A 15,982-nucleotide genomic window follows, 5' to 3' on the forward strand; every position below is an offset into this window, starting at 1 on the left:
GTAGTAGGCTCAAAACACAGGTTTGCTTTCTGCATATTCCTTGAATCGCCTCGTATTCTTAAATGCAACGTATATTGTAAGAGGTACAAGCGGGATTATAGCTAAATTGAATACCGTCAGGAAATTTTCATGGGAAGTTAAGTTGGGGAAAAAAAGGATTGGCAAAGCGGAATTTACAGAAAAGTGGGTTAAGATCGCGATCAGAACGCTACCATTCGTTTGAAATGACATGGAGGTGAATAGATAGGATAAGCAAATAGTTGCAAGCATGTATATGGACACATTCAAAAATGTAATGTCGCCATTTGAGACTAATGCACCGGTTGGCCCGAAAAAAAGAGGGGTATGCCAGGTTGCCCAGATTATACCAATTATTACACTCGATTTTGTAGCAGAGTACTTTTCCAGCAGTTTGGGAAGCAGATAGCCTCTCCATCCAAGTTCTTCACCCATAGGTCCGGCAAACAGGCCGTAGCCAAGCATAGCCGGGATAAGTGCAACTTTGCCTGTACTAAAATCTCCGATAGGTCCGATAAATAAATCGTAGATCCAGATACCAAAAAGCATAAATAAAACAGGGATGGCAACGATGGCCAGATAAGTTTTAAAAGATGCCCGCCATAAAAGAAGCCTTTTTAATAAAGCGCGCAGGGCACCACTTTTTTCAAAGAGAAATGTTGTAATGATCGCAGAAATAGTCGGTCCGTAAGCCCCGATGAAAAAGAAGCGAATAAAGTAAGTTACCCCATTCGAAACAAATCCACTCTTAAGACAATACAAGGCAATTCCCAAGCTAACCCAACTCCAAATGAAAGTAACGAGCAAAAAGAAAATTATCCTGTTATTCTGCGTTCGGGAAAATTTAGGCAACATTACATTCATGTGGTCAGCTTTGTTAGTTGGGTACTTTCAGATCAAGCATTTGCGGGAGTCTGCGAGCAGCGGAATGCTATTTCCCCAGCAGCCGGAAGAACAGGTTTCGGTATGTGGCGGAAATTGGTATGAAAATGTTATTGATCTTTACCTTTTCTTTCTCAATCGTTTCAATTTTATCAAGCGATACCATAAAGGATTTGTGCACTCTGCAAACAATGTGGCTTGCAATCTCTTTTTCAAAATCGGTAAAAGTCTGTAAGGTCATAATCTTCTTGTTAGTAGTATGAATCCGGCGATAATCCCGCATTCCCTCGATATACATAATGTCATCCAGTAATACTTTTTCCAGACGGTGATCGGTTTTCACAAATATCCATTTCTTTTCCGGGAGCCTTGTTTTGACCAGGCTGGTCTCCACTTTGCCAACCGCCGCAATAAACCGCTCAAATGTAAATGGTTTGAGCAGGTAATCGGTAACACTCAATTCAAAGCCTTTTAACGCAAATTCGTGATATGCCGTGGTGATGATCACGTGACTATCTATACGCATTGATTCCAGCAAATTTATTCCCGAAACAGCTCCAAGGTTAATGTCCAGAAAGACCAGATCGACCCGGTTGGACTTCAAAAAAGAAAAAGCATCTACTGCATTTGTGAAAGTTGCCAAGAGATCAAGTAACGGCACACGAAGCACGTAATCTCTTGCCCGTTCCATTGCCAGAGGCTCATCTTCCACAATTATGCAACTGATTTTCATGCCTCCACTGTTAGTTTGACCCGATAATGATGATCGCCGAAAGTAGTTAGCAAATGATGTTTTGCAGGATATAGCAGCGCGAGCCGTCTTTCCATCAATTCTTTTCCAAGGCCTCCTGACTGTTCTTCCGGTTGCGGGGTTTGCTCAATTAGGTTTTCGCATTCGAACATGACCATTTTTTTACCAATAACGAATATAATCTTTACAGCGCCATCAATTGTCAAGTTGGTATGCTTAAATGCATTTTCAATAAAAGGGATAAACAACATGGGTGCTATCATTTTGGAACCCGGATCGCCTTGTATTATACAATTTATGGCATTGACATTGGACGTCCGGACTTTTTGTAATGCAATGTATTTCTCAATATATGCAAGTTCTTTCGTCAGCAGTATCGAGTTCGTTTTCGTCTCATAGAGCATAAACCGCATGATATCGGAAAGCTTGTTTAAATATGCGGATGCTTTTATACTGTCTTTTTCAATTAATATATCAATGTTATTAATAGTATTGAAAAGAAAATGGGGATCTATCTGCGATTTGATCAGGGCAAGCTCCATCTGGTAATTTTTGTGATTTAGCTCTGCTTTTAGTTTAATGTCGTGAAACCACGCTTCGAAACCCCGGATCACAAACCCGGCCGCTCCATTAACCAAAGCAATAAAAGCAACCGGAATGGCTATGGCGATGACGCCGCTTATTCCATCATTTTCCAGATACGTTGTATTAAACTGTAAAGTCAGCAAAAGCATACCCGCGAGCGTTGCGATCCCGGCAACAACCACCGATAGCAATAGTAAATGGAGTGATTTTTTTGTTCGCAGATAATAAGGAAACAGAAAGGAATGGAATGAGTAAAAGCCGGTTAAACCTGGTATAACCGCAAAACCAGCCATGATCTGACACCAGTTTGTAAAGCTCATTGGCGGCCTTTGGAATGCTGTCAACAGAAAGAATAGCACAGCGAGAAGCATTCCATACAATACCCAATATCCTAGCTGGAGCAATGCGCTGATCGATTTTTTCATGTAATGTAAGTGAGCCAGTAGCAATCCGATGCTCTTTTTGAAAGTGTCAGCCCCGGCTCTTTTGCTTAATATAAAGGATATAATTTAAAATGGTGAACAACACAAAATATCCAAGCGACCAACCATAGATATTCACATTGGGATCGATACGGTTATCATGGATCAAAAATTGCATAGAACAATAAGTATAGGGCAACAAAAAGCCATACTTCCAGGATACTGCAATCAGCGACGCAATGACCATTGCGAGGCCAATGCCGATTGGGACCATGAAATTCCGGATGTGGATACTCAACAGATATTGTAAAGACAGGATCGGAAGACAGTAAAGAAAGAATTTAGCATTTCCGATTAAAAACGCCTGGTAAGGAAAGTCCTGTTTAGGGAATGGCACATCAGCAAAAAGCAGGGCCGGTAAAATACCAGTGAGAATGATCCCTATATTGAAGAGCAGAAAAAACTCGATCAATAGGGCGATTGCAATGCCGAATTTGGCAAAAAAGAGGACTGTAAAACTTTGCGGCGTGGTGTGCACCTGCTTCCAGCAATTGTTGCGGTATTCGATCTGAGCGATTAAACTAGCCGTTAAAATAATGCCTATCGGCAACACAAAAATGGACATATAATTCCAGCACTGGCTATAAAGCATGTTCCAGATCTTTCCAGATGAATTGCTCCCGATCAGCTTCTCCGTCTCAAGCATTCGTCTGATCAGCACAATAGCAGGAATAAAAAGTGCGCCGAATATGGTGAGCCAGGAAGCTGAGCTATGCTTTCTCTTGATCCACTCGCTTTGAAAACTGTTTAGAATTACCATCATTATCTACGGGTCAGGTCTATGAAAATACTTTCAAGGTTATGCTCGCTTTTAGCCACCAGGGCGTCGAGCGTGCCTTCAAAAATCAGCTGGCCCTTGTTTATAATTCCAACGTGGCTTACAAGTTTTTCCATTTCCGACAGTAAATGGCTGGAAATAAGGATCGAAATCCCATGTTGTTGATTCATCCTGCCCAACAACTCACGTATTTCGAACATGCCGCCGGGATCCAGCCCATTTGTTGGCTCGTCCAGTATCAGAAATCGTGGATCATGTAGCAATGCGATAGCAATTCCAAGCCGCTGCTTCATTCCTAATGAAAATCGACCGGCTTTTTTATTACCCGTCCGGGACAACCCGACCAGTTCAAGGACCTCGTGAATTCGTTCCTTAGGAGATTGATAAAGTTTTTGAAATACCCTAAGGTTTTCGGCCGCATTTAGGTGCCCGTAAAAAGATGGGCTGTCGATCAGGCTTCCGACTTCTTTAAGGATCGCGACGCGGTTCTGTTCCATCGGTCTTCCATCAATATGGATCTGGCCAGTCTGCTTTTTGATTAATCCGAGAATCAGCCTGAGCGTGGTTGTTTTCCCTGCGCCGTTCGGGCCCAAAAATCCGTAAATGCTTCCTTTGGGGACTCGCATGGCAAGTTCGTTGACAACAAGACCATCTCCGTCAAATTGATGGGATAAGCCGTTGGTTTCCAGTATATACACTTTGCAAATGATTTAATTGAACGATGCAAATGTAAATGCCGGCATTTCTGAATCTCCGGATATTCTGCCAAATGAACAAAAGCACCTGCAAGATGATCCTGTTTAAAGTCTATCTTTTTTGGGTAGGAGCACAGTCTGAATTTTTATCATAAACATTTTTAAAAAAATTGGATAAATGTAATTAAATTTATAATAATAATAAGATAAGTTAATTTGAAGTTACAACTGATCTTATTGACTACGCAGGTCATTTTTCCACCATTTAGCTATTCGTCCCAATGAAAAATTTATCCGATGAAACTTTTTCCGGTGCCGTATCGCCTACTATTGATCCTCAGAAAATGGAAGCCTTTTTAGGCAGGGTAGTAACTGACTTCGGGGCAGCATTCAGTGCCCCATTGTGTTACATTGGTGACAAATTGGGTTTGTACAAGGCCATGGCTTTTGCTGGCCCGCTTACCCATGAAGAATTGGCTCAAAAAACGCAAACCGACCCGCGATATGTGCGGGAGTGGCTTATCAACCAGGCAGCTGGCGGATACGTGGACTATAATCCGCAGACTAAACAATATACTTTGCCAGATGAACATGCGGTTGCGCTGACCGTGGAAGACAGTCCTTTTTATGTAGTCGGCGGTTTTCAGATTGTCAACGCAATGAACAAGGCCGATGAGCGGATCATTGATGGCTTTCGTACCGGAAAAGGCATGTTGTGGGGTGAACATCACCATAATTTGTTTCAAGGCACAGAACGCTTTTTTAAACCCAGTTATATCGGAAACCTTCTACAGAACTGGTTGCCGGCAGTGGAAGGTGCAGAAAAAAAGCTTAAGGCGGGAGCCAGGGTAGCCGATATTGGCACCGGTCACGGCATTTCTACCATGATTATGGCGGAAGCGTTTCCCAATTCGCGTTTCTTTGGTTTTGATAATCATCAGCCCTCCATTGAGCGCGCCAATGAGATTGCCAAAGAGCAGGGACTGGAACAAAGGACAGAATTTCACGTGGCAAGTGCCCAGGAATTTCCGGGTGAGAATTATGACTTGATCACTTATTTTGATTGTCTTCACGACATGGGTGATCCCGTTGGCTCACTTCAGCAAGCGTACAAAGCGCTTGCCCAGGACGGAATGGTCATGGTCATTGAACCAATGGCCGGAAGAACGACGGAAGAAAACTTCAACCCCGTCGGCCGCGTGTACTCAGGAGCGTCTGTATTATGCTGTACGCCGAACGCCATCGCCTCGGGCCCTTACGCCTTAGGAACAGTTGCCACAGATGATGCTTTGGCAGAAGTTGCGAGCAAAGCCGGATTCAGCAGCTTCACAAGGGTAACCGAAACACCATTTAACCGTGTATTTCAAGGCAAAAAGTAGATTAAGGTTTCTTCGGTTCATGATCGAAGAAAACTTGCTTCGGCGAGCGCTCAGCAGTCAAAAATCATATGGAGTTATGGCCAGAGAGACGTGCAGGGACTATATTATGATCAATCAACGAATCGATAGATCAGACTTTTGGTTTAATTATCATTTAGAAACCACCGGACATGAGAACCTACTTTTTATGGATGCTTATAATGTGCATCCTTTCTTCGTCATGTAATCGACAATCTAAAAATAAAAAAGAGCAGGTTTATCGGGAAGTCTCCCAGAGTTATCCGGTCTGTGGCATTCCGGACTTGACGGATAAGGCATGGTATGTTTCAGGTAAAAAAGCTCCCCTGATAAAAGGATTGGATGGGGTCAGCTATCTGATTACAACAAAAAGTCCTGAGGCACAAAAATATTTTAATCAGGGATTAACGCTGGCTTACGGATTCAATCATGCGGAAGCAGCGCGCTCTTTCTTTGAAGCAGCCAGGCAGGATTCGACGGCGGCCATGTGCTGGTGGGGATACGCTTTTGTGCTGGGCCCGAATTATAATGCAGGCATGGAGCCTGGTAATTTCCAACGTGCCACTGATGCGGTTCGTAAGGCGAAATCGTATTCCGCATCTTGCACACAGAAAGAAAAAGACCTGATTGACGCGCTTGCCCACCGTTATTCAAGCGATACAACCATTGCCCGGGCCGTTCTCGACTCATCCTATGCGGCTGCCATGCGGCGTATTTATGCCACGTATGCAGACGATGCCACAATAGGCGCGCTCTTCGCCGAATCGCTAATGGATTTGCATCCGTGGAACCTTTGGAAAAAGGATGGTTCAGCGCAAGCCTGGACTCCGGAAATTCTTGAAGTGCTTGAAAAAAGTTTACAAAAAGATCCTGCGCATGTTGGAGCCAATCATTTGTACATTCATGCAATGGAGGCATCGCAGCATCCCGAAAAGTCCATGGCGAGTGCTAACTTGCTGCGTGATCTGGTGCCCGGATCCGGACATCTTGTGCATATGCCCGCCCACACTTACATACGCACAGGGCGCTACCACGACGGCGTTGTAACCAACTTGAAAGCTATTCAAGCCGATAGTTTGTATACCGAAACCTGTTATGCCCAGGGAATGTACCCATCCGCTTATTATCCGCACAATTACCATTTTGTTGCTGCCTGTGCAACGCTGGGTGGCGAAAGTAAAACTGCATTAAAAGTAGCCCAGGAAATTGCATTGCATACAAACAAAAAGTTGCTTCTTGAAAAAGCCTGGACCCCGTTTCAAAACTTTTATTCCATGAAGTGGTATGTTGCGGTGAAACTGGGCATATGGGATCAGATTTTGCGTTCATCCACAGACAGAGATCTGAAATATCCAACTGTGATCTGGCATTATGCGCAGGGAATGGCAAATCTCTCCCAGCACGATATGAAAGTTGCAAGAAAGCATTTAAGCGAAATGAAGATGTTGTTGGGGGACACTGCTTTGAAATCTCAATCGAGCTGGAAACAATGTGTGATTGCCGGAAAAACGCTTGAAGGAGAAATAAGGGCAAAGGAAAAGAATTACCCGGGAGCAATTTTATTGTTACAAGAGGCTGTTATCGACGAAGATTCACTAAACTACGCCGAGCCGCCGGATTGGCCATTTTCTGTTCGGCAAAATTTAGGCGCAGTGCTGCTGGAAGCTCAGAAATACAAAGACGCAATACGTATCTATGAAGAAGATTTGAAACTTTATCCCGAAAACGGATGGGCATTACGGGGATTGATGACTGCGTATGAAAAGCTTGGTTATAAAGATCAGTATGAGCAAACCAGAGCCCGTTTTAAAGAGGCCTGGAAGCATGCAGATATAGAAATTTCCTCGTCCAGGATTTTGTAGTCAGACAATAGGTTGTTAATCAATCAAATCATCCATTTTCTTTCGGTCGTGAAAGAAATCGTAAGCCACATTTCATAGTCTCCTTTGATCTGATCGTATAATTCCTGCCGGATTTGATCTAACCGGGAAACGGTTGTGCCAGATAGACTTTTTGGCAGCAAAAAGTCAATTTCAATGGTATAGCTGTTTCCCGTTTTGGCAACCCGGACCCAGGAATCTAAAAATTGATACTGTTGGCATATCTTTTCAGAAGCATCATGAATTTTGTCTTCAACCTCGTCGTCAGGGGCAAATTGCAGCAATTCCCGAACATTCTTCCAAAATGTGTTAGCTGGAATCCGCAGGAATACCAATGAGATAATAAAAACCATCGCCGGATCCAGATAGGGGATCAGGTGTGCGAGCGGTCCGGCTTTCAGAAAATAACCCAGCGAAAGCACGCAAAGCACGCCCATACTCAACCAGGCGTCCAGTTGCCACTCCGTAGATTCAATGCGCAGGTATTCCGAACCAAGCTCCGACGCTTTGTTTTTGAAAAACAGCCAGAGCAGGAAGCAGACAATGATGGAGGCGATCAGATAGGGCAGGGCTACGTCCAGCTCGACCGTTTTGCCACCGTTAATGATATCGATTACCGATGTGGCGAGAGAATAAAGGCACAGGAAAATGATAACAGAAGACTGGAGCGTGATTGCAAACGGCTGAAATTGCGATCGTCCAAATGGCAGGTTATCGTCATCGGGTTTACGAATGAAGTTGTTGACCAGCAGCGAAACGCCAGACAGGCTCAGGCCCACCATAGAGAAAAGCGCATCAAAAATAATGGACTTGGAGTCGCCGGCAATCCCCACGCCAATTGCCCAGGCGGTTAAAACCGAGCCTATTGCAATGGAAACTTTGATAAGTTTTCTTTCCTGGATCCTTTTCTGCCGGGAGCTCATCTACTTTGAATTTTACATTAAAAACCCTTGTGATCCATTGATAATTCCAAGAGCATCATGTGCCACTACTTTGGATGAGTTTATTACTTTGCGAGGGTGCCTCATTTGCTATCTGAGGCACCCCCGCCAGTGAGGCATTAGACTGGGTTAATAACCAGGATTCTGGTACATTTTTGTCGGATCGAGCTTGTATTCGTCAAACGGGATCGGGTAGAAACGGTCTTTTGGGCCAAAGTTTGAAAGTTTGGCAAGGCCGAAATTATCCTGACTTTTTGCTTTGAAATATGCTACAAGCTCGTCGGTTGTGAAGAAGCGTAGCAGGTCAAACCAGCGGTGGTTTTCAAAAGCAAGCTCTGCGCGGCGCTCATGCAGGATCGCGAGTTTTAATGTTGGGTATTTAGAGCGGTAAGTCGTGTTGCGGATAGATTCTGCATATAATGGCAGGCCCGCGCGTTCCCTTACCTGATCCAGGAAACCAATGGCAGCAGGCTCGTTACCCAGATACACGTTGACTTCGGCCAACATTAGAATTACATCGGCGTAACGGATCAATATCCAGTCATTTCCTCCAAAACCCTGGTTCGTCGCTGCTGGGCTTGCATCACGGTATTTGGTAATAAAGTAATCACGTACGATCGGATCGTTGGCAAACTTAATGTTGAAATCCTTTCTGACATCGGCTTCTTCGTAGTCCAGCACAAGATCAGGAGTAACATTGCCGCCTGCGCCTGTTGAAGTGATAAGCGAATTAATCGTTTCACCCCTGGCCTGATTGTTCCGCGCAATGGCCGATGAAAAATTAATGTCGCCCTGTTTGTTAACAACCTGGAAAATGATCTCCGGAACCGTAGATTTTTTAGCCACATCAAAAACATCGGCATACGGGATCTCTTTCAACGTCCCGAATGTGCGCAGGTCATAACAGGCCGTCAAGTAATTTTTGGCCTGCGTCAGATTTGCCGTCCGGTTTGATTGGTCCAGCGTAGTCGCCATCGTCAGGTACACTTGTCCGAGCAATGCATTTGCGGCCGCTTTGGTCACTTTTCCTTTTAATGCAGTCGCCTGCACATTAGGTAGCGGGCTGTTAACGGCTTCGGTGAGGTCGGTGACAATCTGCTGGTAAACCACATCCTGTTTTTCCCGAAACGTGTTTTGCTGTACTTCGGCAAATGTCAATGGCCTGGTAATCAAGGGTACATCGCCCCATCTGCGCACTAGATGAAAGTAAATAAGCGCACGCATGAACTTCGCTTCGGCCTTATACTTCTCTTTCAGTTCGTTATCGGTAAAATTCACCTTCTCAATTCCTTCCAGAACCTGATTGGAGCGCGTAATCGTCTGGTATAATGCCAACCAGTGGCTTTTGAGATAAGTGTTACTGGGCAGAAGTGAAAAGTCATTGAACTGAAACGGTTCACCTGCATTAGACTGGTTATCATTCCTACCTGTGTTGTCAGAACGCTCCTCACTGTAAAGCGCGCTTGTCTCTCCGATACCATTGCCATTACGCAGCGATTGGTAAATGCCGTTTACGGCCGCTTCCACTTCGCCGGGCGATTGGTAAAAAGATGCATTGGAAACTGCATTCGGGTCTTCCAGATCAATAAAATCAGTGGAGCAGGAACTGAGCACGCAAAGGGCGAACCCGGTAATGATATGTGTTAATTTATATTTTTTGTCAAACATAGCTGCTTAATTAAAAAGTGATGCGTGCGCCGATGTTGTAGGCACGGGCAAGAGGATATTTACCAAAATCTACACCCGGCGTAAGGTTGGAGCCATTGTTGTAGTCCACTTCCGGGTTATAGCCAAGATATTTGGTCAATGTAAATGCATTGTCTACCCCCACGTAAATCCGCAGGTTACTGATCGCATTTTTGCTGATCTGGGCGATCTGAGGGAAGTTATAGGCCAATGTCAGATTGGTACATCTCAAAAATGATCCGTCTTGCAGATAGAATGTGGAAAGGCGCGTGCTGTTGCTTTGCGTGCCTCCACGCGCCGCGCGGTACACTTTGCCATCGCCTGGCTGCGCTTCGGAGCGGTAACGGTTCAGCACTTTGGAATACTGGTTACCCGAACCTTCCATATTGTAAATGTAATAATCCTGCCCATCCAGCACCTGGTTTCCGTAAATTCCATTGAACGACGAACTGAAATCGAAATTCTTGTAGCTGGCCGAGATGGCAAATCCATAAGTGAACTTAGGATGCGGTGTGCCGATCACCTGCTTATCCGTGTCATTAACAACACCATCGCCATTGATATCTTCAAAATAAAGATCACCCGGACGAAGCGGGTTTGTTGAAGCCGTTGAACGCGCCGGGCCTTTCAGCTCATAACCGTCAGGGAATTTCTGTGTTGAAGCATTGTAAACTGCATTGTCGGCAGCCAGGTTTTCCATATCCGACTCGCGCACCATGCCTTTTACCTTGAAACCATAAAACATCCCGATCGGCTGTCCCTGCTGGGTAATGTGTGTAATGTAAGAGCGTTCCGCACCGGTTGAAAGTATGGTGTTCGCACCGCCCATATCTAGCACTTTGTTGCGGTTCAGGGAGAAATTGCCACTTACGTTCAGGTTAAATTCGCGCTTTGAAATGATGCGTGCATCAGCCTGGATATCGAAACCGGTGTTCTGCACTTTTGAATTTCTGAGGTTTGTCAAGATTGTCGAAGAACCTGAAATCGCCGATAGTGGCTGGTTGAACAACAAATTATAAGAACGGCTCAAATAATAGTTTGCAATGATGGAAAGTCTGTCTTCAAACAGCCCCAGGTCGAGCCCCACATTGTATTGCGAAGTAGACTCCCAGCCCAGGTTTTGATCCTTGATTCCTTCGGCCCACAATGCGGTATTAACCGATCCGTTTCCAAAAACAACACCGCCCGGAGCGGCCATGGTTTGCAGGAAGTTGTAGTTCCCAATATTGTTGTTCCCGCTTAATCCCCAGCTTGCCCGTAATTTCATGGTGGAAGCTTTGCCCAGCAAATCATTATAGAATGGTTCGTTGGAAATGTTCCAGCCTGCCGAAACAGACGGGAAGCTTCCCCAGCGGTTATTGGGACCGAAACGCGAGGACCCATCGGTGCGGAAAGATGCCGTCAGGTAATATTTATTGTCAAAATTGTAAACTGCGCGAGCCAGGTAGGAAAGCAATGTCCAGTTGGTTTTTCCGGTGCCGTCGCTTTCTGGATTCCCTGTGTTCAACCCGAAATAAATGGCATCCGCACCTTTTCCGGTAATTTCCTCGATACGGTCGTTTTGGAATCCGCGCGCGGTCACTGAGATTACGTCCCGTTTATTCTGCTGTGCCGTGTAACCCAGCAATCCATCGAAATTGTGTTTACCCCATGCTTTTTTATAATTCAGGGTAAATTCCGCAAGTTTGTCCATAAAGCTCACATTCCGGGCCACTGCATTGGCTGCTGCTACGGCTTGCGGTGATCCGGGGGCATTTGCGCCCTCACTCAGGCTCGTTGGCCGGTAGAACTCATATTTTTCATTGTAAGTCTGTAATCCCAGGTTTACTTTGAAGGTCAGATCTTTAATGATTTCAAACGTGGCGAAACCATTGTACGTGCCGCGCTGGCCGGACCGGTTAATGTGCGTTTCTGTTGCAAGCGCCACCGGGTTCTCAATAGATTGCAGCCCAAATCCCGAGCTCAATGCCGCTGCCTCATTTTTGGCAAGAGAACCATCTTCGTTATACGCTTTAAAAATGGGCATATACACAAGCGCTCCAAGAATAGGGCCTTGGTTAAAGCGTCCTTCCTGCACTTCTCTGTTGGTATTATAAGTGTATGCCAGGTTGGCTCCGACTTTCAATTTCTTGTTAACGTCGGCATCAATGTTCGCCCGGAAGTTGGTGCGTTCCTGCTTGGTGCTCAGGATAATGCCCTGTTGGGTAAGGTGCCCTCCGCTAATCGCATAGCGAAGCCCTTTTTGACCTCCGCTGAAACTGATGTTATGACGGCTCACCGGCGCGTTGCGGTAAAGCTCGTCCTGCCAGTCGGTGTTATATTTAGGCGTGATAAGTTGCTGGCTGGCGAAATCATAAATGTCCGTCGGGATACTCACAGACCCGGCGCTGCCGCCCAGGTTTTTGATCCGGGTTGCATTGTCGTCCGAAAACATCGCATCGTTCCATGGCTTACCACCATTGACCATCAGGTCGCGATATGTGTTGTTACGGCCATCGATCAGCAATTGGGAAAACTCGGACGAATTGAGCATATCGACCTTTTTCGCCAGCTGATGCACTCCGAACTGATAATCGTATTCCAGTTTTCCTTTGCCCTCCTTACCGCGCTTCGTTGTAATCAAAACCACACCGCCTGCTGCACGTGAACCATAAATGGCCGCCGATGCAGCGTCTTTCAATATATCGATCGATTCAATGTCGTTGGGATTGATGAAAACGTCATTGCCAGCCGGATAGCCATCAATCACGTAAAGCGGATCGGAGCTTGCATTGATGGAGCCGACACCCCGAACACGGATTTTCGTGCCCACGTAGGGTGCACCACTCACTTGTGAAATCTGCACGCCTGCCACTTTTCCAACCAGGGCCTGTCCCACAGTCGGTGTAGTCAAGTTCAGCTCTTTTGCTTTCACACTCGAAACCGCTCCTGTCAGATCGCTTTTTCTGAGTGTCTGATAACCCACCGCAACAACCTCGTCGAGCATCATTGCATCTTGCTTCAATTGAACATTCAATGGCTTTTCATCTGATATCACCACTTCCTGAGCAAGAAATCCAACGAAAGAAAACACGAGGGTAGATCCGGCGGCCGCGTCGATAACGAATTCTCCGTTCACATCCGTCACAGCGCCACGACTGTTGTTCCCCTTTTCGACAATGGTAACACCCAGCAACGGGTCGCCATTGTCGTCAAGCACGCGGCCTGTTACCCGCACTTTTGGTGCATCCTTGCCCGCGTGACTGATTGATACAAGGTGCTCTGGCTTCGCTGCCCTTGCCGGGCTAAACGCACTGAAAACCAAAGAACCAGCAATTACCACAGGAACAATGGGTAAAAGTAGTTTCTTCATAAAATAAATATAAATTAGATTTTTACATGATGGGAGTTTCAGCTTTTCGCTACTTCAAACACAGAAAACGCCCAAATACGGGTGCAAAATTAGCTTCGCCATGTTAAGCCACTAGGCGATAAATGTTATGGTAATGTGAATTTTACAAGAATGTAAGTAGGTCTTAGGAAGCATTAATCCCCTCATTCAACTGAATGTTTGAAGTGGCACATTATTTTAGACTGGTTTTTTCGATAAGATAGCGGAACAGCCAAGCGGAGAGACCTTGCTTTCAACATCTGAAAACGAGAAGGTGATACTTAAAAAGATAATCTGCATATTTAACACAGGGTTAACCTCCAAACCTGGTGGATAGCATATTTTAGTGGTTTTAAAAATTTTGATGAGAAAAATTAGAGTTGTTTTTTTTGCCGAAATCCTGATTCCCGACTTCGATGGTGCGTCCAGGACCATGTATCAACTGTTGGACAGGATTGACGCCGACCGCTTCGAATTTCTCTTTGTCTGCGGCAGCGGGCCGGACCGGATCAATCAGTTCGTGTGCATTAAAACGCGCTCATTTAGCATTCCGCTTAATCCTAAATACAAGCTGGCCATTCCTTCATTGACGGCAAACGAAATCAAAATACAGCTGGACGGCTTCAATCCCGACGTAATACACATTGCCACGCCGTCACTTTTGGGACACTTTGCTATGACTTATGCCAATGACAGGCAGTTGCCGGTCATCAGCATTTATCACACGCATTTCCTGAGTTACATTAGTTACTATTTCAAGTATCTGCCTTTTGTGATAAAACCTTTGGAAAACCGCCTTATAGCGATCCAGAATAAATTTTACGAGGCTTGCCGCAAAGTGTATGTTCCTTCCGTAAGCCTGGCTAATGAACTCATCCAGACCGGAATGTCTGCCGGAAACTTGAAGATCTGGCAGCGCGGTATTGATGCAAATTTATTCTCACCGGATAAAAGAAATCCAGACTATCTGAAACGTCTGACTGGTAATGCGCTTCCTACAGTTCTTTTTGCGAGCAGGTTGGTTTGGGAGAAAAATCTGGAAACACTGATAGCCGTTTATAACAAATTGAAAGCCGATGGATTTCCTTGCAATTGGGTGATTGCAGGCGATGGATCTGCGATGAAGGATTGCATTCGACAAATGCCGGACGCAATTTTTGTAGGTCAGTTGGATCACGATGCATTAGCGGTGCTATACGCTTCTGCCTCCGTTTTTATTTTCCCGTCCTTATCCGAAACTTTCGGTAATGTGGTGCTGGAAGCGATGGCATCAGGATTGGTTCCTGTCATTGCGGACGGTGGTGGTAGTAAAGATATGGTTATCGATGGTGTCAATGGTTTCAGATGCGAGCCCAACAATGCAAGTGATTATGCTGAGAAAATCCGGATGATCCTGGGTGATCCGACATTGCAGAAGCAACTTTCCCGAAATGCGGTAAGCCATAGTAAAGCTTTTGACTGGGAACAACTGGCTAAGATTTACTTCAATGATCTGCAAGAATTAGCCGCATCTGTTACTGAAAACCTGAGAGCTTGAGAAAACGTCCACGTTATATAAAAGTCATTAAGGCGGTGCTTGTGGTGAGCATGCTCGTGCTGCTTTGGCAATATGTAAAAGTCATAGATCCGCAACAGGTGCGCGCTGCTTTAATGAAGGTTGGGGTTGGTTTTGGCTGGGTAATCCTCAGTACCAGTCTGGCTTATGCACTCGGTACATGGGGGTGGTGGTATTGCCTGGGTGATTCCAGAACGAGCATTCCAAAAATTGATTTGTTTATGATCCGGCATGTCTGCGAAACAGTCGGTTTGTTTAATCCGGCGAGTTTTGCGGGAGGTGATATGCTTAAAATTGTGCTGTTAAGGCCGTATTCTGTGAGCCAGCCGACGGTTGTGACGTCAGTGATTATTTCCAGGATTTTAATGATTTTAAGTCAAATTTGCCTTTTGATCCTGGCAGTCCTTTGGTTTTATTTTCATGGAAAGCTACCAATCCGGGCGTCGCTTCCTAATGTATCTATCCTGCTGATTGCTATCATTTGCGTGTCACTGGGTTTGATCATTTACAGAATTCTGGTTTTTGATTTTCATTCCAAAAAATACCCTAAGCTGGCGCGAGCCAAGGCGCGGCTTGTCCAGGTATGGTCGGAGCTAAACCATTTTTATCGTTCGCACCCTAAGGAAGTCGCATTGGCCTTTATTTTTTTTACGCTCCATTGGGTGGTCGGTTCGCTGGAATTTTACATTGTATTAAAACTCTTTGGATACGATGTAACGGTGTTGGACGGTCTTTTGCTGGATATGGGCGTCATCGCAGTGAAAGCGGCGGGTGCATTTGTGCCGGGTCAGATCGGTGTGGAAGAATTAGGGAATAAGATCATGTTGGCACTGGTTGGGATCAGCAGCATTCCGCTCTGGTTATCCGTTTCGGCTTTACGCCGGACCCGTCAATTGTTTTGGATCGTGATTGGGGCGATCTTTTATTCCTTTTTTATATACAAAAAGCGGCTTTACTCCTGA

General features: G+C 45.3%; 12 protein-coding genes. 4 read left to right on the forward strand and 8 right to left on the reverse strand.

What is annotated here, in order from left to right; genetic code table 11:
- Nucleotides 1–9 precede the first annotated feature (9 nt).
- The 5 genes from B5X68_RS10385 to B5X68_RS10405 form a co-directional block, all read right to left on the reverse strand.
- Nucleotides 10–780: a CPBP family intramembrane glutamic endopeptidase gene (locus tag B5X68_RS10385; protein WP_170916622.1), complete on the reverse strand. Its 771-nt coding sequence runs from the start codon at nt 778–780 to the stop codon at nt 10–12.
- A 169-nt stretch (nt 781–949) separates the two neighbouring features.
- Complete coding sequence (locus B5X68_RS10390; protein ID WP_082214614.1) at nt 950–1,633, reverse strand: LytR/AlgR family response regulator transcription factor; 684 nt, start codon at nt 1,631–1,633, stop codon at nt 950–952.
- A complete protein-coding gene (locus B5X68_RS10395; RefSeq protein WP_082214615.1) occupies nt 1,630–2,661 on the reverse strand; it encodes a sensor histidine kinase in 1,032 nt (343 codons plus the stop codon). The genes B5X68_RS10390 and B5X68_RS10395 overlap by 4 nt, the downstream gene beginning before the upstream one ends.
- 46 nt (nt 2,662–2,707) lie before the next feature.
- Nucleotides 2,708–3,481, reverse strand: coding sequence for an ABC transporter permease (locus tag B5X68_RS10400; protein WP_082214616.1), 774 nt, complete (start codon nt 3,479–3,481; stop codon nt 2,708–2,710).
- Entirely contained in the window at nt 3,481–4,194 is a 714-nt protein-coding gene (locus B5X68_RS10405) for an ABC transporter ATP-binding protein (RefSeq protein WP_212567993.1), read from the reverse strand. The genes B5X68_RS10400 and B5X68_RS10405 overlap by 1 nt, the downstream gene beginning before the upstream one ends.
- Before the next feature lie 278 nt (nt 4,195–4,472).
- On the opposite strand from B5X68_RS10405, the gene B5X68_RS10410 reads away from it, so the two are divergent.
- Together B5X68_RS10410 and B5X68_RS10415 are read left to right on the forward strand one after the other, a co-directional pair.
- The gene (locus B5X68_RS10410; RefSeq protein ID WP_082214617.1) at nt 4,473–5,570 is read left to right on the forward strand and encodes a class I SAM-dependent methyltransferase; all 1,098 of its coding nucleotides are present in this window, start codon (nt 4,473–4,475) and stop codon (nt 5,568–5,570) included.
- 170 nt (nt 5,571–5,740) lie between these two features.
- Nucleotides 5,741–7,450: a tetratricopeptide repeat protein gene (locus B5X68_RS10415; RefSeq protein ID WP_082214618.1), complete on the forward strand. Its 1,710-nt coding sequence runs from the start codon at nt 5,741–5,743 to the stop codon at nt 7,448–7,450.
- Nucleotides 7,451–7,473: 23 nt separating this feature from the next.
- On the opposite strand, the gene B5X68_RS10420 is transcribed toward B5X68_RS10415, so the two are convergent.
- The 3 genes from B5X68_RS10420 to B5X68_RS10430 form a co-directional block, all read right to left on the reverse strand.
- Nucleotides 7,474–8,391: a cation diffusion facilitator family transporter gene (locus tag B5X68_RS10420; protein WP_082214619.1), complete on the reverse strand. Its 918-nt coding sequence runs from the start codon at nt 8,389–8,391 to the stop codon at nt 7,474–7,476.
- A 147-nt stretch (nt 8,392–8,538) separates the two neighbouring features.
- Nucleotides 8,539–10,077, reverse strand: a complete 1,539-nt coding sequence (locus tag B5X68_RS10425) for a RagB/SusD family nutrient uptake outer membrane protein (protein WP_082214620.1) — start codon at nt 10,075–10,077, stop codon at nt 8,539–8,541.
- Between the two features lie 10 nt (nt 10,078–10,087).
- On the reverse strand, nt 10,088–13,447 hold the full coding sequence (locus B5X68_RS10430) for a SusC/RagA family TonB-linked outer membrane protein (RefSeq protein ID WP_082214621.1): 3,360 nt from the start codon (nt 13,445–13,447) through the stop codon (nt 10,088–10,090).
- Nucleotides 13,448–13,829: 382 nt separating this feature from the next.
- On the opposite strand from B5X68_RS10430, the gene B5X68_RS10435 reads away from it, so the two are divergent.
- Both B5X68_RS10435 and B5X68_RS10440 read left to right on the forward strand, forming a co-directional pair.
- Nucleotides 13,830–15,002, forward strand: coding sequence for a glycosyltransferase family 4 protein (locus tag B5X68_RS10435; RefSeq protein ID WP_082214622.1), 1,173 nt, complete (start codon nt 13,830–13,832; stop codon nt 15,000–15,002).
- Nucleotides 14,999–15,982 carry a lysylphosphatidylglycerol synthase transmembrane domain-containing protein gene (locus B5X68_RS10440; protein ID WP_141110262.1) on the forward strand — a complete coding sequence of 328 codons (984 nt, stop codon included), beginning with the start codon at nt 14,999–15,001 and terminating at the stop codon, nt 15,980–15,982. The genes B5X68_RS10435 and B5X68_RS10440 overlap by 4 nt, the downstream gene beginning before the upstream one ends.

It is taken from the genome of Dyadobacter psychrophilus (genome assembly GCF_900167945.1).
GTDB classification, from domain to species: Bacteria; Bacteroidota; Bacteroidia; order Cytophagales; family Spirosomataceae; genus Dyadobacter; species Dyadobacter psychrophilus.